The sequence below is a fragment of the Leptolyngbya sp. NIES-2104 genome, from assembly GCF_001485215.1.
Classification (GTDB): Bacteria; Cyanobacteriota; Cyanobacteriia; order Leptolyngbyales; family Leptolyngbyaceae; genus Leptolyngbya.
Genome location: NZ_BBWW01000001.1, coordinates 892,198 through 911,692, shown reverse-complemented (window position 1 = coordinate 911,692; position 19,495 = coordinate 892,198). Strand labels below are relative to the sequence as shown.

The following is a 19,495-nucleotide window of genomic DNA, read 5'->3' as shown; positions in this document are numbered from 1 at the left end:
CATGATTCAAAGTTCTCCTTGCTTCCTGACTCCGAAAGCCCTCCGCCCGCAGTTCCCGCTCTTTGTGTTTCTGCCAGGAATGGATGGTACAGGGCAATTGCTCAGAGCACAAACGGCTGGATTAGAGGCAGGTTTCGATGTGCGATGTTTGGCGATTCCGCCGGACGATTTGACGAATTGGGAGGATTTGGCGCAGCGAGTAATCGATCTCGTTAAGACTGAAATGAACGGAGACGAAGATCGATCGGTTTATCTGTGTGGTGAATCGTTCGGGGGCTGTTTGGCAATGAAGGTGGCATCGATGGCACCGGATTTATTCGATCGATTAATTCTCGTGAATGCGGCTTCATCGTTTAATCGTAGACCTTGGATCGGTTGGGGAGCGCAACTGAGCCGCCATTTACCCCTGTTTCTTTATCAATGGTCGTCGCTTTCTTTCTTACCGTTACTAGCCGCATTTGATAAGATTGCGCCGCTTGATCGACAAGCGTTAGTCGAAGCGGTGAAATCAGTTCCGCAAGCCACTTCAACTTGGCGAATGGATTTACTGCATCAGTTTGAGGTTCCGGTGGAAGAACTGCGATCGCTAACGACTCCAACATTGATTTTGGCAAGCGGAAAAGATCGATTGTTGCCATCATTAGTTGAGGGATATCGACTCAAAGCGGCATTTCAAAATGCTGAAGTCGTTGTTTTACCAAATAGCGGACATACCTGCTTACTCGAAACTGATGTGAATTTGTATCAGATTTTGAAAGAGCATGAGTTTTTAGTGGAGCAAGAGTGCGATCGCGAATAATGCGATCGCACTCTTTTATTTATGATCCCTCAGCCCGCAGTTTTTCTAAAACACTGCGATCCTCAAGCGTTGAAGTATCGCCAGAAATCTCATTTCCGGCAGCAAGATCGCGCAAGAGTCGGCGCATGATTTTACCCGATCGTGTTTTCGGGAGTGCATCCGCAAATCGGATTTCACCCGGACGAGCGATCGCGCCAATCTCATTGACAACGTGTTTTTTCAACTCTTTTGCTAGATCTTCACTCGGTTGGTGTGTTCCTTCCAAAGTCACAAAGGCAACGATATCTTGACCTTTGATTTCATCAGGCTTTCCAACGACTGCGGCTTCTGCCACGGCAGGATGAGACACTAACGCTGATTCGACTTCCATCGTGCCTAAACGGTGTCCAGCAACGTTGATCACATCATCGACGCGACCCATCACCCAGAAGTAGCCATCTTGATCGCGTCTGGCTCCATCACCTGCAAAGTAGATGTAGTTACCGTCTTGAGGGGGAATGTGTTCCCAGTACGTTTTACGAAAGCGATCGGGATCTTTATAAACCGTTCGCATCATTCCGGGCCAAGGATGACGAACCGCTAAATATCCTCCTTCATTTGCAGGCACAGAATTGCCATCGAGATCGACCACATCGGCAAGAATTCCAGGAAATGGCAGGGTTGCAGATCCAGGTTTTGTCGGCGTTGCACCAGGGAGCGGCGTGATCATGATTCCGCCTGTTTCGGTTTGCCACCAGGTATCTACGATCGGGCAATGTTCTTTCCCAATTACGCTGTGATACCACATCCAGGCTTCAGGATTGATCGGTTCGCCCACGGTTCCGAGCAGTCGCAGCGAAGAAAGATCGCGTGAGTTCGGATGTTCGTCGCCCATTTTGATAAAGGCACGAATCGCAGTTGGAGCCGTATAGAAGACTGAGACTTTATGCTTTTGGATCACATCCCAAAAGCATCCTGGATTCGATCCACGCGGTGCACCTTCGTACATGACTGTTGTCGCACCATTCGAGAGCGGACCATAAACAACGTAGCTATGTCCGGTGATCCAACCCACGTCAGCAGTACACCAATACACATCGTCTTCTTGCAGATCAAAAATCCACTGAGCGGTCATGTGAGCGTAAAGATTGTAGCCACCCGTGGTGTGAACGACGCCTTTGGGTTTTCCAGTACTACCGGAAGTATAGAGAATGAACAGCATATCTTCACTGTCCATTGGTTCAGCCGGACAATCGGTAGAGGCATCTTTTTCGAGGTCATGCCACCAGAAATCACGATCGCTTTCCATCGCAATTTCCTGCTCCGTCCGTTTCACCACGACAACTTTTTCAACCGCAGTAGTTCCTTCAGAGAGCGCCTTATCAACTTGCGGTTTGAGTGGCACGATCGCATCTTTACGCCATCCCCCATCTGCGGTGACAACGACTTTCACTTCGGCATCCACTAATCGATCGCGTAATGCCTCGGCACTAAATCCACCAAACACAACTGAGTGAGGCGCACCGATTCGGGCACAAGCAAGCATTGCGATCGCGGCTTCGGGAACCATCGGCATATAAATCCCAACGCCGTCGCCTTTCTTGACTCCTAAGCTTTTCAGCACGTTCGCGAACTTGCACACTTCTTGATGCAGCTCAGCATAAGAGAGCGTTTTCGAGTCTCCGGGTTCACCTTCCCAAACGATCGCGGGTTTATTGCCTTTGGTTTCGAGATGTCGATCGAGACAGTTATAAGAAAGATTGATTTTGCCATTGACAAACCATTTCGCGAAGGGCGGATTGCTCCAGTCGAGAACCGTGTCCCAATGTTGAAACCAGTGAAGTTCTTGTTCTGCTAATTCTGACCAGAACTTGAGCGGATCGGCTTTGGCTCGATCGTAGAGCGCTTGGTATTCTTCTAAGCTTTTGATGCGGGCGCTTCGTGAAAATTCCGCACTGGGTGGGAAGAGGCGGTCTTCTTGTAGGATTGATTCGATCGTCGGTTGTGACATCGCGTTTATTTCAAAGTATCTAAGACAGAATCGGAGGTGTCTCCTATCCAAACGATACTGGGTTCGCGGGTTCGATCGGTAGCATTCAAGATTGAATTTCGTTAAGCGGGCGATCTCATATCGCCCTTTCGCTTTACAAGTTCGGGTCAAACACGATTTGATGACTCGCCTCTGGCAGTAATCGCTTCAGTGCTTTGAGATATTCCTCAGCCTCTGATCGCTTCCGAAATCGCTGAACCACGCTGCGCTGCAAGTTTGGCAAAAGTCGAATAATGCACCAGGGATGAAGTTGCACAGAATAATTGAAACCCGCGCTGATCGAGGGTTCGACTGGTATCATAATGTCTGTCTCCATTGTGAGATTTGGCGATCGCTCTTGAGTTGTCCAGACCGAGGAGCGATCGCTGCTTGAACACTCTTCATTAAAAGGTGATATTTCGCCTGTGTCAAGAACGAGTTTGTTTCGTGTGCGAATCCGCGAATTAGCTAAGGAACAGAATTTGAAGCTGAAAGAAATCGCTGATCGCTCAGGCGTAAATTACAACACCGTTAAAAGCTATGCCCGTACTGATGAGATGTCGATGGCGGATGTCGTAGCGCTGATCAAGATTGCGCGTGTGTTGGGGGTCAGTGTTGAAGAACTCGTCGAGATTCTTGAAGAATGAAGCTGGATTGACTGAGAAGCGATCGACGTTTTCTGCGATCGTTCAAACGCTCTTAATGAAAGAACAAACGATATCAATGGCGGCAAGAGTTCTTTCATTCATTGAACGCGCGGTCGCAGCAAACGCTCACGATTTACCGCAAATGCTCAGACAATTAGAGAATTTGAGGGAGCGATCTCAGCTTTTCACAAGCGTATAGTCGAGATTGAAGAAACAAACTGCGTCTAATTTGATACCAAACAATCTCGACATTTCGTTTTGTAGTAATTAAAATCGCCGCATAGCCCTCAACTCTTCGATATGCTTAGATTCGATTTCTTCAAGCAGATTACGGAGCAAGCAGATTCCTGGAAAACTATCACACCGTTGCTTGCTGTCATTGTTACTCTTCTTGGGATTATTTTAGTTAATATTGTGTTGCCTTGGCTAAACCATCGACAGCAACGATTGAAACAGAAGCGACATCGTGAAATTCCCTCTGGTGATTTTCCGTTTGAAATCATTCAACCTAATAGTAATAGCGTTCTAGAACAACTCATGCCAGGAAGTAACAGGAACGGTCCTCTGGCAGACGAGAAAGATCCTCTGGCAGACGCAAACATTCCTTACTTACAGCGACAGCCCGATCGTAATGTTCGCCAAGAACTAGAACGTGCCTTTGAAGAGAAACCGTGGGTCTTAATTTTAGGGCGGACAGGATTGGGAAAAACGCGGGAAGCCACACAATTAGCGAAGGTACTAAACGACGAAGGATGGACGATTCTGAATTTAGCTGATAAGTCTGAAGAATGGCTGGATGAGCCTCGGAAATTTCCGTCCGAACTTCATCCAAATTCAAAACTGTTATTTTTCTTAGATGATCTTAATCGCTGGGTTCATCCGGGCAATCCGCGAGAAATTCCGAAAGATGCAGATGATCCGGCTCAACCGTTGAGAGTGCCAGTACAAGAGCGCTTGCTGAGAACGATCGCATTTTTTGAGCGCGAATGCCGTAATGAGGTGCGGGTGATTGCAACAGCACGAAATGAAAGCGATCGTCATCCTGATCGACCACATGAACTGAGCGAAATCGAGAAATTGCAGTTGGACAAGTACTCTGATTTCTGGAAGCGGTTTCGTCAATATGAACTTGAAGCACCTTCGGATGAGGCGATCGTGCAGTTATTAAGCGATCGTGTTACGGCAGCACATCTGAGAGCTAAGACCGAAGAGTTTTCGCAAATTGCACGCAAAAATGATGGAACGTTTCGCAATATTGTTGAAAACCTACGCACGGCTAAGAATCAAGAATCAGTTGTGAGTATAGAAGGACTTTCTGAAACGCTTGATCGAACGTGGCGGCTGCGGTACAACAATGCTGTAAAACGCTATCGGGAATCCCAATATGTTTATGATGCTATCGAAGTGCTGCGAATAATGAATTTAAGGCTAATACCATTACAGGTCTTAGCAACGGCAGAACTGTTTATTCGCCAACGCGGTATCAAACGGATATCGAAAATGATAGGGCTTTGTTCGGCATTAGGATTCCTAATTGAATCCGAGAAGATTCTGAAGCCGAGGGATGGACAGATTGAAGCAAAGGGTCATCAAGTTGACGTAGAGCAATATATTCCTTTAGCGTTGAAGAGACTTGCTAGTGTTGGTAAAACGACGTATCCCCAAGTATTTCTAGTCTCCGAATTCTTTAATTGTGGCTATGCTCTTAGAGAACTGAAACGTTACGAGGATGCAAACACTAGTTTCAATGAAATACTCAAATGTAAACCGCGAGACTGTGACACTTGGTGGTACCGCGGAATGGCATTCGCGGCATTAGAACGTTACGAGGAAGCAATTACGAGTTTTGACAAAGCCATTAAATACAAATCCGATGACCACTATGCGTGGTATTTTCGCGGAATGGCACTCGCGGCATTAGAACGTTACGAGGAAGCAATTGCAAGTTTTGATGAAGCCATTAAACACAAATCTGATTATCACCAAGCTTGGAATAGTCGCGGTAATGCACTTATCAAGCTGAACTGTTACGACGAGGCAATCGCAAGTTATGATCAGGCAGTTAGTCACAAACCCAACTATCACGTAGCCTGGTTTAACAAAGCTCGTTGCTATGCTTTGCAAAATAACGTTGAGTTAGCTATTGAAAATCTCAGGACATCTTTTATTCTTAATGCAGAACAGCGACAACGGGCAAAAATAAATTCAGCTTTCGACATTATTCGCAGCGACGATCGCTTTCAAGCATTAATCAACGAGCATCAAAATGAATGAGCGATCGCACAAACAAAATACGATCACTCCTCTCGTCGCCTTAGGTCACGATAATGAACTTTCCGCTTGCCAAGTCGTAGCGTCCACCCACAATTTTGAGCTTTCCTTCCTTGAGCAAGCCAGCCAAAATCGTCGAACTCTCTGCAAGTTTCTGAGCTTGATACTGAACATTCGCGATAATTGAGTTCTCTTCTAAATTGCCTGTTTTTGCTCTCACACGAGCCACCGCAGGCTTAATCTCTTCCACAAACACACCGATTCGCCCCGGCAATGGATCGCCTTTTGCGGCTGCCACCACTGCACCGCAGCGGCTATGTCCGACAACCACAATCAACTGCGAACCTAACACAGCAGTCGAAAATTCCAGACTTCCGATCGCGGTTTGACTTGCAACATTCCCTGCAACTCGAACCACGAACAAATCCCCTAAGCCCTGGTCAAACACGATCTCAGCCGGAACTCTCGAATCTGCACAGCCCAAAATTGATGCAAAAGGATATTGAGCAACAGCAACTTCTTGAAGGCGTAAGCGAGACTGATGCGGGTTTTGACGCTTACCATCTACAAAGCGCTGATTGCCTTCCAGTAAGAGCTTCAATGCTGCTTCAGGGCTAACAGGTTTAGGTTTGGGCGTAGTTGGGCTTTGTGCTAAAGCTTCTTCTGGTTGCCAAATTAAATTACTTCCTGCTGCTGTGGCAATTCCAAGTCCTCCCATTCCTGTGAGGAACGATCGCCGTCCAATAAAGCCATGTGTTCGAGTCATCAAATCAATCTCCAACAATGTCGATCGATGCGATCGCATTTCATTGAGACGCATCGATACAGGTGATGAGGAGAATATATCAGAGTGCCTATTCATTTATTCAAATGTAATTATTAGTGATCCCCGCTGCTAGTTAAGAAAAATTGTCATGTTAAATCGGCTACAAATCGGTTGAAATTTATCGATCGACTTCTATTCGGCAAATTGGTAACAACAGATTCTGCTTTTGTACTGATGAGCGTTTTTAAGCTTTAGAAAATCAAGAACTCGCGATATGGTAGAAAAATCTATTGAGTGAAGGTCAATCTGATGACTTCTTTCTTAAGCCAGCTCAATTACGACCCTGACACGATTTACCCGGAGTCCGATGGCAATCCCATGACAGAGAGCGATCCAACCCGCGATTATTTGGTCTACAGCGTGGAAGCGCTCAATCTTTATTTTCAGAATCGACCTGATGTTTACGTTTCAGGCAATCTCTTTGTGTATTACGAACGAGGTGTCCCGGATGCGGTTGTCTCTCCAGACGTATTTGTCATTTTTGGAGTTGAGAAGAAGCAACGCCGCACGTACAAAGCTTGGGAAGAAGGGAATCAACTTCCTTCATTTGTTCTAGAAGTCACTTCCAAAACGACTCGTGGGAACGACGAACAAGATAAACCCCAGAAATATGTACGCATGGGCGTATCAGAGTATTTTCAATACGATCCAACCGGAGATTATCTAAACCCGCCGCTGAAAGGTTCGCGTTTGGTAGAGAACCGATACGAGTTGATTCCGCTCACGACTTTACCCGATGGCAGTTTGTCGCTTTACAGCCAGAGTTTAGGTCTTGAATTAAGGGTAACGGATGGGAAGTTGCGATATTACGAGCCGCAAACTGAGACGAAACTTTTGACTCACGCTGAAACGGATCAAGCACGACAGGAGGCAGAACAGGCACGGCAAGAAGCAGAACAAGCACGACAGGAAGCAGAACAGGCACGACAGGAAGCAGAACAGGCACGACAAGAAGCAGAACAAGCGCGATACGAGGCAATTTCTCGTTTAGCAGAAATGGGGCTGAGTGTTGAGCAGATTGCGATCGCGCTCAATTTATCGATCGACCAAGTAAGACAATTTACGCAATAAAAAAGAGGGCACTTGTCCCTCCTTTCCAATCTTCTAAGTTTAAACTCTAAGCCTGACCGCCAGCCGCCTGAAGACGGGCACGAGCGCGTTTTAGAGCTTGAGTTGCCTGCAATTGTTCTTGTTTCGAGCCGCTTTGATCCGCTTGAGCGAACTTCGCTTCGGCTTCGGTGTAGGCAGTGCGAGCCGCTTCGAGATCGATCGATTCGCCGCGCTCCGCTCCATTCACCAAAATCGTCACTTCGTTCTTTTCAATTTCTGCAAAGCCGCCCATGACCGCGATCGGCACCCAGTTTTTGTCCGATCGAACGCGCAATACGCCCGTTTCGAGTGCCGTTAATAAAGGAGCGTGACCCGATAAGATACCAAGTTGTCCTGTAGTGCTCGGAAGAATCACTTCCTCAGCCGAAGAATCCCAGACTGTTTTATCTGGCGCAATGACGCGAACCGTTAAAGCCATAGTAATTAAGGATGAATAATGAACAACGAATGGGTGCAGAATCAATCCGCACCCTGAAGAGTTACTTAGCTTCAGCCTTCATTTTTTCAGCTTTCGCGATCGCTTCATCGATATCGCCGACCAAGTAGAATGCTTGCTCTGGCAGATCATCGAGTTCACCTGCAAGAATCTTCTTGAAGCCTGAGATCGTTTTTTCCAGGCTCACATACTTACCAGGCGATCCGGTGAAGACTTCTGCCACGAAGAACGGCTGCGACAAAAAGCGCTCAATCTTCCGTGCACGAGCAACAGTTACACGATCGTCTTCCGACAATTCATCCAAACCGAGGATCGCGATAATGTCTTGCAGTTCTTTGTAGCGTTGCAGGGTGGATTGCACATTACGAGCGGTGTCGTAGTGATCATCTCCGACGATCGCGGGCTGTAACATGGTCGAGGTCGAATCTAGCGGATCTACTGCCGGATAAATTCCTTTTGAAGCCAAACCACGAGACAGTACCGTCGTTCCGTCCAAGTGGGCAAAAGTGATTGCCGGAGCAGGGTCGGTCAAGTCATCCGCAGGCACGTAGACGGCTTGAATCGAAGTAATCGAACCTTCAGTCGTCGAGGTAATTCGCTCTTGCAAGTCACCCACGTCCGTCCCCAAAGTCGGCTGATATCCCACCGCAGAAGGCATCCGACCGAGCAGCGCGGATACTTCAGAACCCGCTTGCACAAATCGGAAGATGTTATCCACGAACAGCAATACGTCTTGCTTGTTCACATCGCGGAAATATTCTGCCATTGTCAAACCCGACAGACCAACACGCATCCGCGCTCCCGGTGGTTCGTTCATCTGACCATACACCAAGGCAATCTTGGACTCGTTGAGGTTGTCCTTTTTGATTACGCCCGATTCGATCATTTCGTTGTAAAGGTCGTTTCCTTCGCGAGTGCGCTCACCCACACCTGCGAACACCGACACACCGCCGTGATTGGTTGCGATGTTGTTGATCAATTCCATCATGATCACGGTTTTACCCACACCCGCACCACCGAACAAACCAATTTTTCCACCGCGACGGTAGGGAGTCAGCAGGTCGATCACCTTAATTCCGGTTTCAAACACGGAAGGCTTGGTTTCGAGTTCGGTCAATTTGGGAGCGGCACGGTGAATCGGAGAAGTTTCGGTGTTGTTGACCGGACCTTGATTATCAACGGGTTCGCCCAAGACGTTGAAGATTCGTCCCAAGGTTGCAGTTCCAACCGGAACGCTAATGGGTGCGCCTGAATCGGCAACTTCCATGCCGCGAACCAGACCATCGGTGGAACTCATCGCCACCGCTCGGACTTGGTTGTCTCCAAGGAGTTGTTGCACTTCGCAGGTTACAGAAACATCTTGACCGGATTCGGTTTTGCCGGAGATGGTCAAGGCGTTGTAAATTCTGGGCATTTTGCCGTCGGGGAATCGCACGTCCAGCACTGGACCGATGATTTGCGTGATGTAACCGATGTTTGTTTTCTCTGCGGTGGTGACCATTATCGGTGCCCTAAAATTGATGGTTCAACGATTGTGTATGCGCGAATTGCGCCTATTCGCCACAAGTTAGCTTATCACTGAAGGGTTACAGATGATTAAGCAATTTTTCCTATTGAAGAAGGGTATGTTCTCTATGACACGGTAAGGAATTTTTAGAGTTCGTCGATCGTGACTAATCCATTTTCTGTGAACTGAATCACCAGTTCTTGCTCATCGAGTAAAGCCGTTCCAAGTAAAGGTCGCTGTCCCGTTGCAAAGACAGGAACGGCTCGTTCTTCTCCATTCCAGAGAATCATGGCTCGATGAACCGCTACTGAAGTCTCGCTGTTATCCGCTAAGTTAATCGGGAGATCGTGAAAAAATGGTAGCTGTAGTAGGGCAACCGCATCAGGCGGTAAACAAAGGTAAGCGTTAAATCCTGTGTCTACTACGAACTCGATCGGGAAAGTTGCACCGTTTGGAAGAAAAACAGGTATTGCAACGATCGGTCGTCTATCGATGACGATTCCAGAAATCACCGTTTGATCCGCTCCATTACACCACCGCCGAAAGTAGCGGCAACGTTGTACCCAATGCGGATTCCGAAAAGACGGGCAAGGGGTCGCTCTTCCCTGAGAATACGGGAGGCTTCTAACCCAGTCTCGTCAATTTCATAGTCGCCTGTTTCGATGTCGATAATCACCATTTTGCCAATATTTTCTTCGGTCTCGATTTCATGACGAAGGGTGTTTTCGTACAATTCCTTGGCAATTCGGGCGACTTCTTCACGGCTTAGGAAAAGTGGTTGCATGGTCTGAGCCTCGATCGCGAACTCATTGACTTCTTCATCCTAACCCACGAGGCAATTTTGACTTAGCGATCGCACATTGGAAGTAAGCATTCTGGTTCACCTAGGCTTACGCAGTATATCAACGCAATTCGCTTAGATTTCGCCAAAAAGCTGAGTCATCACTGTTACTTCACCACCCAATTCATTTCGCCCATCGATCTGACGATCAAGAAACTCATCAGGAATTTGAATCAGGTCATTTTCTGTTAGAAAGTTAACGACTTCATCACAGACTTTAAGTAAATATTTGGGCTTTTTCTGAGCAAGAGTATAAAAACTGCCATCGTCAGAGCGGGCATAAGAACGAATACAAAAGAATCCACCTTTGCGACTGATATCGACTCGCACTTCAAACTGGCTTACTTTTAGTGAGTTGTAGTAATTGCGCTCTTTCGACATTGATGGCGCTTTGCCTTTTTCATCAATCAGAATTCTTAGATTATGGGCAGTGCGATAGTTACGATCGAGGTCACAAAAGACAACTACGCCAAGCTCCTTCGCCATTAATTGACCCAGTTCGGCAATCCGTTCTTCTTCAAAAAGCTCAATCTCTTTAGATTGCAAACTACAAATCCATTGAAGAACACGATTCAGAAAAGTACTTGCTTCGCCTTGTCTCTGAATTTGATTGATGGGATTAGGCTGTTTTTTGTTCATCTCGTTCAACTTGAACTAAATTAGCTAACTTCTGAATAAGCGACTGTAGAGCGTTTCATGCTTCATACTCGCGATCGACAATCCCCACCCACAACTCTCAAGCTCCGAATCTTCAAGATCAGCGATCGCATTCTCCCCAATCACCTCACCCAATTTCAACAAAAGCTGCTGCCCTGCCGTTTGTCCGAGCGGAATGAGTTTCACGCCTGCACTCACTAGATTCGTTGTCCAACTGTGGAGATAGGCAATTAGGGCGGCAGATTCATCGATTTTCCAAAGTGCGGCGACGAGTCCGAACGCGATCGCGAAATTACAGCCATCTTCAAAGTTCGGAATCGGATCGGGGTGGAGCGATCGGAATAATCGGATCAAGGAACCGCCCATTTGGAGAGATTGCGATCGGAGTTCTTCGGTTTCTCGTGCGGCGGTAAACCAGTCATTCCAGTAGAGGAGTTGATCGAAATTTTGAGCGATCGTGGCGCGATGCGATCGAACTAACATTGCTGCTTCTAATCGAGCCGCACCATAGTTCAATTCCTGAATGATCCAATGTTCTAAATCATCTACGGTTTGAACGATACCTGTATGGACTAACGTTTCTAATCCTTCTGAATAGCTATAGGCTCCGACAGGTAAAGCCGGACTAGCTAACTGTAATAGACGTAATAATGCTGGATTAGTGAGCGTGTCCATAAGCGCCGGATTCAGGTTGAAATGGTGCAGTTTCAGATTTGATTTCTAGTCCACGATGCTCTAGTAAGTCTTGCAGAACTGGATCAGGTGATAGTCTTAAATATGAATCTGTGATCTCTAGTGGTACGTGGCGATTACCTAAATGGTATGCAGCTTGTAATAAATTCAGAAATGCTGAAGTTGTTACTGTTAAAACAGGTTCGGGTTTAGCTTGGATTTTGAGAAGTTCACCTTCGTCAGATTCTAGCCAGTCGCCATCTCGAAGCGTTGTGCCTCTGGGTAAATTGAAGTACACCTCTCGCCCGTCGTCGGATTGGAAGAGAAAGCGCGATCGCATCCTTTCTTCAGCCGTCAATGACAAAATGTAATCTGGCTCAGATTTCGGATGAATTCGGCGCGTGAAAGTCGGAGTCACAAGAACAATTCCAGAAACTTACCGTACTCAAAAATATCGCGCCTTTCCAAATTGCGGCAATTTTTAGAGGTTTATTTAATGTCGATCGCTTTCCCCAATCGCATCGATTCCGACAACGCGACCAAGATTTGCACAAGTTCCGCACCGAGCCAACCTGAAGAAATCTCAGAAGCTCGATCGTGCTTCACACAGTCTAGAAAATGATTGCAGACTTCTTGTAAAGGTTCTTGTTTGGGAATTTCAAGGATTTCTCGACTTTGCTCGATCGGTTTAAACTGCGCGTCGAATTTTCCCCATTGCACTGTTAATTGATCTTGTGCCAATTCATCAAAAATTAGAGAGCCATTTTCGCCCACGATGCACGATCGACGTTGCTTATCAGGATTCAACCAACTGAGATGAAGTGTTGCCTGAAAGCCGCTCGGATAAGTCAAAGTTGCCCATACGGTGTCAGCTAAACCTTCCTGTAACCAAACCGATCCTTTTGCTTCAACCGCACAGGGACTTTCTCCTAACCAAAAGTTCAGAATTGCAATATCGTGAATCGCTAAATCCCAGAGAGCATCGACATCAGAGCGAACGGGGCTGAGATGCGATCGCGTTGAACACCCATACCGCAGCTTGCCAAGTTTCCGAACCGCTTCCCGTCCCCGAATCACCGCAGGATGAAACAGATAAGTATGATCTACGATCAATTGCCGCTGTTGCTGTTCTGCAAGTTTGCAAAGTTGAATCGACTCGGAAAAGCTTAAAGTGAGCGGTTTTGCTGCCAGAACATGAAGATTTTGTTTGAGTGCGGCTGTGATCAGTTCATTGTGAGTGGTTCCAGGCGTTGTAATCGCCACTGCTTCTAATCCGCTCAACTCCAAAGCGTCTTGCCATTGAGTCGTCAAAAACACGCGCTGATCGAATTCAAATCGTTGGGCAACGGACTCTAATTGTTCTAGAGACGGATCAACGATCGCGACCACTCGCGCTTCTGGATGCTGTAGAAAATTCCGTAATAAATGACTGCCCCAACGTCCAACGCCGAAAAGTGCGATCGATGACATACCAGACTCCTTAAAAGGTTCGGCTGGTATGTCAGAGCGATGATTCCTGACTACTCAGCACGATAAACGCTTCTTGTGCGGCTGCTTGCTCGGCAGCTTTACGCGATCGACCCGTCCCCTGTCCCATGCAGCGTCCTTGAATCCAGACTTCTGCAACAAAGCGATGGGGATCGTTGTGAGTATTCCCGGTTTCTTGAGTGCGATATTCAGGAAGGGTTTTCTGGTGTCCTTGTGTCCAGTTTTGCAGGGCGGCTTTGTAGTTTTGACGGGCGGGATCGGCGAGAATTTCTTCGGCAAGCGGTTGGAACTGCTCGTCGAGCCAGGAACGAATCAAGGTGAGATTCTGTGTGCTGAGATAAAGAGCAGCAAGAACGGCTTCGAGAGAGTCAGCAAGACGGGAAGCGCGTCCAGCGGGATCAGATTTGGCACTGGGAGCAACGAGGAGGTAGCGATCGAATCCAAAAGAATCCGCAATTTGAGCCAGAATACGATCGCTGACTAAGACCGATCGCAATGCCGTAAATTCTCCGACTTTCAAATCTGGATAAGTCTTGAGTAAGAATTCTGCCGCTGCTAATTTCACAACTGCATCACCGACGAATTCGAGTTGTTCATAATTGCGATCGGCGGAATACGTGACATGAATCAGCGCCAAATCCATGAGACTCCAATCGATCGCGTCGAGTTGCGAAATTCCGAGGCGTTGAATGAGGGTGCGAAGTTCCTGCTGGCGGCGCGGATAGGCGATGGTCATCTGTGCAATCAAAAATCAGGCTGATTACCATCGTAGGGGGTGAATCGGCTCTCAGACAAATTACGCAGATTTCAACACCGCATAAGTGCGCTCAATCTCGCTGACGGTTGCAGTCGTGAGAAGCGGAACGGCGGGAATTTCTTCGGTGTTTAGGGAAATAGTTGTGACTTTAAGTTGATCAGAACCAGGAAGAAAGGGCATTGTGCCGATCTTACTGCTGCGCCAATGTTGCGATCGCACTTGTTCGATCGTGCCAGGAAATACACCTGCAAGTAATGCCAAAACTTCATTCGGCAATCCAATTACCACCTGTCGCCCGAAAAATTCTTCAAATCCGGCAAGTAACTTCTCAGCGCGAATCATCGGATCAGGCTGCTCGACGATTCTCTGTAACCAGCGTCCCCATTGAATTCTGCGCCCGTAAGCGCGACGACGATCCTCGAACGTGGTGGTCGCGATGAGTTCGGGAGAGCCGATCGCAATCACCGCACGATAAGCAGGCTCAACCGTGCAGTTGACCGCAGCACCAGGACCTGCAAACTCTGCGTGATATTGCTTACAGAGAATTAATCCACTTTTTTTATGTTCACTGATCGCAAAGAGCGGTTCCTGTGCTGGGGGAAGGTCACAGAAAGTCGGGGGTTCGAGAGTAGAAGCTTGGCTTTTCACAGACTGACCCTACTCGGCTGTAGGTGAGAAATTGCCTGGGATTGAGAGGCTTGACACTTTACATCCTAGACCGGGCAACTGGATCGGAATCAGGAATCAATCGGACTTTGCTGAATCTACATATTGCTCGACGCAGTTTAAAGCAATGTCGAGAATTAAAAGGTGGCGTTACTAGAATTGAAGGGTCGATCGCGCAAAAAGTTACGTGTTTTCCGCAAAGTTTTGATGAAGTTTCAGTATGCTTTCGGAAAAGAGAAGAGTTAGACATAAGCCGGATTCTGTTCTTGTGTTGCTCAATGCAACAAAGGGCAGTTATCTATCTGGGATTGAAGTTACCTCCAACCTCAAGCGGTTCTCGCTCACAGAACTTCCGAAGAAGTTAGTGAACAGCCGAAACAGGAAAAAACCCAACCCTTGTTTCGTCCGACCTTGCTCCCGACCGGGGTTTACCGAGCCAGTACCTCTCGATACTGCTGGTGCGCTCTTACCGCACCTTTGCACCCTTACCCGGAAGAGGTGTGAGGTATGAGGTGTGAGGTATGAGGGAGATTTTTTACATCTCGCACCTCATACCCCATACCCCGCACCTCTCCAGGCGGTATTTTTCTGTGGCACTATCCTCACGCTCACGCGCACTGGGCGTTATCCAGCAAGTCTGGGTTTTTGGGAGTCCGGACTTTCCTCAGATTCAATTTGAATCCGCAACCGCCTCGCTCACTCTTCTCCAACATAGAGTGTAGCTGATTAGGGAAATTTGGGATTCCACGGGAGTCCAGCAGTCCAATCGAGTTTGCGGACGTTGAGACGACAGACGATCGAGACACGATCGCCACCCGCAGAGGCTCCGAATCCCATAAAGCGCAGGACGAGGTAAAGCTCGAACTTAAATAGCGCTTCGCCGTTCATAAAATCTTGATAAAGCCTCTTTTTGGCAGCGGAAGCAGTTTTTGCAGGTTTTTTGAAGCTGAGTACTGTTTCATCTCCTTGCAAAGCGCTACTCCCATCTTTTCGAGAAAGCATATCTTCTGCAAATAAGTCTTCCGTCAAGGTTTTGCCGGGAGCGATCGCGCTAAAGGCTTGACGCGGAAATACATCAGTTGGGTTGCCCGCGACTCCGCGAGTGATGCGACGCGATCGAGGTGGCTCATATTGATCAGTCATGGCGCAGTAGTCCCAATCCACGTAAATCGCTTGATCTTGTAGTTTATTGTTGATGCGGATTTGGAGTTTTTTGAGCTTGTCGAATTCGTAGCGATTTTCAAACTTGAAGCTGATGCCAACCGCTTCCCTTAGGTTCAGGGTTTCGAGTTGCTCGTTGAGGTAGTCTTGATCGAGCCAAATCGTAAATTCATCGTTGAATGAAGTCACCATTTGGTAGAGCACATAGGTGACGCACAAAAAATAGACTGTGAGTAGAACAAAATCGAGTTCAGTCATTCCCTTTGAGCCGATACAGCTTTTAATTCTGTCCTTATACCATTTTGCTGTGAAGTAGGTAGAGGAATTTCAATAAAAAATCGGTAGAAGTAATGAAACTTTTACCGATCGAGGTCTTACAGATTTAGAATCTCGGCGCGTTGTAGTGTTAGCGCTCGAAGTGTTTCTTTACGTGTTTCTTGTCATAAACATCGCCGCTAAAAGGTTGAAATCCGGTTTCAGGATAGGCATCGTCACTCAAGCCAAAAATCCGAGTGACAGCGCCCGAAAAATAGTCCATCAATCCGTCTACTACTTTTGGAATCGACATGGGAAACCACCTCTGAAGTGTGCGTTAAATGGAACAAGAAATCTGTGATTGAATGAATGGTTCGTTCTTAGATTTAAGAATGATTCATTATGAGAAATTTTCCGATTCTTTACCAGCGATCGCAGCAATTGTTTAGATGATGTTTGCGTTCGTTAATTGTTCTTGAAGGTTTGCATTCTTTAGATGAATAAGGTCATAGAAGTGGAGTGATTGATTATGCGATCGATACATTTCCTTTACATCAATATTTTCAAAAATAGAAGCTAGGAGTAGTTTCATTTATGTTTCAATTACTATAATTCTGCCAATTTAATCCAGATTTTTCAAAAATATTCCTTTAATTGGGTCTTGACTTTTGGTTAAATCGACTATAATTTAAGACAAGCAACCTCAATCTGCCCCTAACTCTGACTAACCCTTTTGAATCCAAGGAGAAATTGGGTGGAAGATCTCGAACTCGTGATTCGTCCAGAAGATTACAGTTTATTGACTGATTTATATCAGTTAACAATGACAGCCTGTTACGTTGGAGAAAAATTAGATCAACAACGGGCAAGTTTTGAACTTTCAGTGCGGCGATTACCGAAAGGATTCGGCTATTTAATCGCGATGGGACTCGCACAAGTTCTGGAATATTTAGAGAAGTTTCAGTTTAGTGAAGCTCAGATTTCAGCGTTACAAACATCGGGCATTTTTGACCATGCACCCGAACAGTTTTGGACACTGTTAAAGGGTTCTCGATTTGAAGGGGATGTTTGGGCAGTCCCAGAAGGAACAGCGGTGTTTGCGAATGAACCGTTGCTGCGGGTGGAGGCTCCTTTGTGGCAAGCGCAGATTGCAGAAACTTACTTGCTCAATACAATTAACTATCAGACGTTGGTGGCGACTCGTGCGGCTCGAATGCGAGATGTAGCAGGCGAAAATGCAACTTTACTAGAGTTTGGAACTCGACGGGCATTTAGTCCCCAGGGGTCAGTTTGGGCGGCTCGTGCAGCGTTGGCGGGTGGATTGGATGCAACCTCGAATGTGTTAGCGGCGTTGAAATTGGGGCGGAAACCGACGGGGACGATGGCACATTCGCTGGTGATGGCATTGAATGCACTGGAAGGCACTGAATCCCAAGCGTTCACCGCATTTCATCACTATTTTCCTGGTGCACCTCTGTTAATTGATACCTATGACACGATCGCAGCAGCAGAAACACTTTCAAAACAACTGAAAGCCGGAGAAATTCAGCTTGCAGGGGTGCGGATCGATTCGGGTGATTTGTTGGAACTGTCGAAGAAAGTACGACCGCTGTTACCCGAAGTTTCGATCTTCGCCAGCGGTGATCTCGATGAATATCGAATTGCAGACTTGAAAGCGAAGGGTGCTCAGATTGATGGCTATGGGTTGGGGACTCAGCTAGTGACGGGTGCACCTGTGAATGGCGTTTATAAATTAGTTGAAATTGATGGAATTCCGGTGATGAAGGAAGCAACCGGGAAAGTAACTTATCCCGGACGTAAGCAGATTTTCAGACAAGCAGGAGTGAGCGATCGCTTAGGACTAATGAACGAAGATGCAAACGGAGAAATTCCTTTATTACAATTAGTTTTCAAGCAGGGACAGCGGATCGCAGAATCAGAGACGATCGCTCAAATTCGCGATCGCGCAACGAAAAGTGTTCAAAGCCTGCCCGAACCCGCTCGACAGTTAGAAAACCCGATTGCTTTTCCAGTCGAACTTTCTCACGCGCTTTCTGAGTTAACCGATCGCACTCGCCAACGGAGACATCTATCATGAAAATCGCCCTCTTTGGAACCAGTGCTGATCCGCCTACAACGGGACACTTAGAGATTTTGCGCTGGCTCTCTGGACAGTTCGATCACGTTGCAGTGTGGGCGGCGGATAATCCATTTAAATTGCATCAAACTGAGTTAGCACGACGGACAGCGATGTTGCAAATTCTAGTAGATGAGTTGAATTGTCCGAATGTGCAAGTGCATCCAGAATTAAGCCATCCAAGAACGATCGTCACGGTCGATCGCATTCAAGAGCGCTATCCGAATGCAGAATTAACGCTAGTCGTCGGGTTTGATGTGGCGCAACAGTTATCGAAATGGTATCGGGTGGCGGAACTTCTACAGCGCGTTCAGGTTCTGGTGATTCCGCGATCGCGCTATCAATTTGAAGCAGAAGATTTACAGCGGTTGGAAGCATTAGGAGCGAAAACGACGATCGCGCCTGCGACAGTTCCGGATGTTTCGTCAACTGCATATCGCGAAGGCTGTGACTTATCCGGGGTGACAGCTTCGATTCAGGCTTATATCGATCGGGAGCAACTTTATCAATGCCACGCACACACAGAAAAACAACCAGTTCACTGATGGGGGAAAAGCTTGCAGATTTTAGGGTCGGAGTAGATAACGCCATTTTTTCAGTCGATACCGCGCAGAATCGTTTACTGGTTTTGCTCGTGATGCGGCATGAGGAGCCGTTTTTGGGACAGTGGAGTTTACCCGGAACATTGGTCCGAAAAGGGGAATCACTCGAAGATGCGGCGTATCGAATTCTGTCGGAAAAAATCCGAGTGAAGAATCTTTATTTGGAGCAGCTTTATACGTTTGGCGGTCCCGATCGCGATCCGCGTGAGTCTGAAGAAAGTTACGGAGTGCGGTATTTATCGGTGAGTTATTTTGCTTTAGTTCGATTTGCGGAAGCGGAATTGATTGCAGATGGTGTGAGTGGAATTGCATGGTATCCGGTCGATCAATTGCCGCAACTTGCATTCGATCACAACAAGATTTTAGAGTATGGTCATCGTCGTTTAAGAAACAAATTAGAGTACAGCCCGGTTGCATTTGATGTCTTGCCTGAACTGTTTACATTAAGCGATTTATTTCAGCTTTATACGACTGTTTTAGGAGAAAACTTTTCAGATTATTCTAATTTTCGATCGCGGTTATTAAAGCTCGGTTTTCTCTCAGATACAGGTGTAAAAGTTTCAAGAGGTGCGGGAAGACCTGCAAGTCTATATCGCTTTGATGCTGAAGCATTTGCGCCCTTCAAAGATAAGCCTTTAGTGTTTATTTGAGTTCA

22 protein-coding genes and 1 other RNA gene are annotated in these 19,495 nt (G+C 46.9%); 7 read left to right on the top strand and 16 right to left on the bottom strand.

Annotated elements, in window-relative coordinates:
- The first annotated feature begins 1 nt into the window (after nt 1).
- Complete coding sequence (locus tag NIES2104_RS04180; protein WP_058996030.1) at nt 2-799, top strand: alpha/beta fold hydrolase; 798 nt, start codon at nt 2-4, stop codon at nt 797-799.
- Between the two features lie 19 nt (nt 800-818).
- Here NIES2104_RS04180 and acs read toward each other — a convergent pair whose 3' ends face one another.
- On the bottom strand, nt 819-2,789 hold the full coding sequence (gene acs / locus NIES2104_RS04175; RefSeq protein ID WP_058996027.1) for an acetate--CoA ligase: 1,971 nt from the start codon (nt 2,787-2,789) through the stop codon (nt 819-821).
- 133 nt (nt 2,790-2,922) lie between these two features.
- A complete protein-coding gene (locus NIES2104_RS04170) occupies nt 2,923-3,129 on the bottom strand; it encodes a hypothetical protein (protein ID WP_058996025.1) in 207 nt (68 codons plus the stop codon).
- A gap of 103 nt (nt 3,130-3,232) precedes the next feature.
- On the opposite strand from NIES2104_RS04170, the gene NIES2104_RS04165 reads away from it, so the two are divergent.
- A complete protein-coding gene (locus tag NIES2104_RS04165) occupies nt 3,233-3,454 on the top strand; it encodes a helix-turn-helix transcriptional regulator (protein WP_339375060.1) in 222 nt (73 codons plus the stop codon).
- A gap of 300 nt (nt 3,455-3,754) precedes the next feature.
- Entirely contained in the window at nt 3,755-5,728 is a 1,974-nt protein-coding gene (locus NIES2104_RS04155) for a tetratricopeptide repeat protein (RefSeq protein WP_058996018.1), read from the top strand.
- Nucleotides 5,729-5,768: 40 nt separating this feature from the next.
- On the opposite strand, the gene NIES2104_RS04150 is transcribed toward NIES2104_RS04155, so the two are convergent.
- The gene (locus tag NIES2104_RS04150) at nt 5,769-6,545 is read right to left on the bottom strand and encodes a carbonic anhydrase (protein ID WP_263970908.1); all 777 of its coding nucleotides are present in this window, start codon (nt 6,543-6,545) and stop codon (nt 5,769-5,771) included.
- A 255-nt stretch (nt 6,546-6,800) separates the two neighbouring features.
- Here NIES2104_RS04150 and NIES2104_RS04145 point away from each other — a divergent pair, with 255 nt between their 5' ends.
- Complete coding sequence (locus tag NIES2104_RS04145) at nt 6,801-7,622, top strand: Uma2 family endonuclease (RefSeq protein WP_058996016.1); 822 nt, start codon at nt 6,801-6,803, stop codon at nt 7,620-7,622.
- Between the two features lie 46 nt (nt 7,623-7,668).
- Here the strand turns inward: NIES2104_RS04145 and atpC are convergent, their stop codons facing one another.
- The 13 genes from atpC to NIES2104_RS32205 all read right to left on the bottom strand — a co-directional run bounded on the left by atpC (nt 7,669) and on the right by NIES2104_RS32205 (nt 16,414).
- On the bottom strand, nt 7,669-8,079 hold the full coding sequence (gene atpC, locus NIES2104_RS04140; RefSeq protein ID WP_058996014.1) for an ATP synthase F1 subunit epsilon: 411 nt from the start codon (nt 8,077-8,079) through the stop codon (nt 7,669-7,671).
- A gap of 61 nt (nt 8,080-8,140) precedes the next feature.
- Entirely contained in the window at nt 8,141-9,598 is a 1,458-nt protein-coding gene (atpD, locus tag NIES2104_RS04135; RefSeq protein ID WP_058996013.1) for a F0F1 ATP synthase subunit beta, read from the bottom strand.
- 152 nt (nt 9,599-9,750) lie between these two features.
- Nucleotides 9,751-10,116: a clan AA aspartic protease gene (locus NIES2104_RS04130; protein WP_058996011.1), complete on the bottom strand. Its 366-nt coding sequence runs from the start codon at nt 10,114-10,116 to the stop codon at nt 9,751-9,753.
- A complete protein-coding gene (locus NIES2104_RS04125; protein ID WP_058996009.1) occupies nt 10,113-10,388 on the bottom strand; it encodes a hypothetical protein in 276 nt (91 codons plus the stop codon). Before NIES2104_RS04125 ends, NIES2104_RS04130 begins: the two co-directional genes overlap by 4 nt.
- Before the next feature lie 132 nt (nt 10,389-10,520).
- A complete protein-coding gene (locus NIES2104_RS04120; protein ID WP_058996007.1) occupies nt 10,521-11,084 on the bottom strand; it encodes a hypothetical protein in 564 nt (187 codons plus the stop codon).
- 24 nt (nt 11,085-11,108) lie between these two features.
- Nucleotides 11,109-11,777: an urease accessory protein UreF gene (locus NIES2104_RS04115; protein WP_058996005.1), complete on the bottom strand. Its 669-nt coding sequence runs from the start codon at nt 11,775-11,777 to the stop codon at nt 11,109-11,111.
- A complete protein-coding gene (gene ureE / locus NIES2104_RS04110) occupies nt 11,761-12,192 on the bottom strand; it encodes an urease accessory protein UreE (protein ID WP_058996003.1) in 432 nt (143 codons plus the stop codon). Before ureE ends, NIES2104_RS04115 begins: the two co-directional genes overlap by 17 nt.
- Before the next feature lie 71 nt (nt 12,193-12,263).
- Nucleotides 12,264-13,244, bottom strand: a complete 981-nt coding sequence (locus tag NIES2104_RS04105) for a Gfo/Idh/MocA family protein (protein ID WP_058996001.1) — start codon at nt 13,242-13,244, stop codon at nt 12,264-12,266.
- A 31-nt stretch (nt 13,245-13,275) separates the two neighbouring features.
- Complete coding sequence (rnc, locus tag NIES2104_RS04100) at nt 13,276-13,998, bottom strand: ribonuclease III (protein ID WP_058995998.1); 723 nt, start codon at nt 13,996-13,998, stop codon at nt 13,276-13,278.
- Nucleotides 13,999-14,058: 60 nt separating this feature from the next.
- Nucleotides 14,059-14,667, bottom strand: a complete 609-nt coding sequence (locus NIES2104_RS04095) for a hypothetical protein (protein WP_058995996.1) — start codon at nt 14,665-14,667, stop codon at nt 14,059-14,061.
- Between the two features lie 252 nt (nt 14,668-14,919).
- An RNA gene (rnpB, locus tag NIES2104_RS27335) (RNase P RNA component class A) lies at nt 14,920-15,388 on the bottom strand.
- A gap of 23 nt (nt 15,389-15,411) precedes the next feature.
- Nucleotides 15,412-16,104, bottom strand: coding sequence for a hypothetical protein (locus tag NIES2104_RS04090; protein WP_058995994.1), 693 nt, complete (start codon nt 16,102-16,104; stop codon nt 15,412-15,414).
- A gap of 148 nt (nt 16,105-16,252) precedes the next feature.
- Nucleotides 16,253-16,414, bottom strand: coding sequence for a hypothetical protein (locus tag NIES2104_RS32205; RefSeq protein WP_192843554.1), 162 nt, complete (start codon nt 16,412-16,414; stop codon nt 16,253-16,255).
- Between the two features lie 441 nt (nt 16,415-16,855).
- Between NIES2104_RS32205 and NIES2104_RS04085 the strand changes: the two genes are divergently transcribed.
- Genes NIES2104_RS04085 through NIES2104_RS04075 form a run of 3 tightly spaced genes read left to right on the top strand, consistent with a single transcriptional unit; the run spans nt 16,856 to nt 19,490 of the window.
- Nucleotides 16,856-18,199, top strand: a complete 1,344-nt coding sequence (locus NIES2104_RS04085) for a nicotinate phosphoribosyltransferase (RefSeq protein WP_082689924.1) — start codon at nt 16,856-16,858, stop codon at nt 18,197-18,199.
- Nucleotides 18,196-18,783, top strand: coding sequence for a nicotinate-nucleotide adenylyltransferase (locus NIES2104_RS04080; RefSeq protein WP_058995991.1), 588 nt, complete (start codon nt 18,196-18,198; stop codon nt 18,781-18,783). Before NIES2104_RS04085 ends, NIES2104_RS04080 begins: the two co-directional genes overlap by 4 nt.
- Nucleotides 18,747-19,490: an NUDIX domain-containing protein gene (locus NIES2104_RS04075; RefSeq protein ID WP_058995989.1), complete on the top strand. Its 744-nt coding sequence runs from the start codon at nt 18,747-18,749 to the stop codon at nt 19,488-19,490. The genes NIES2104_RS04080 and NIES2104_RS04075 overlap by 37 nt, the downstream gene beginning before the upstream one ends.
- Nucleotides 19,491-19,495 lie beyond the last annotated feature (5 nt).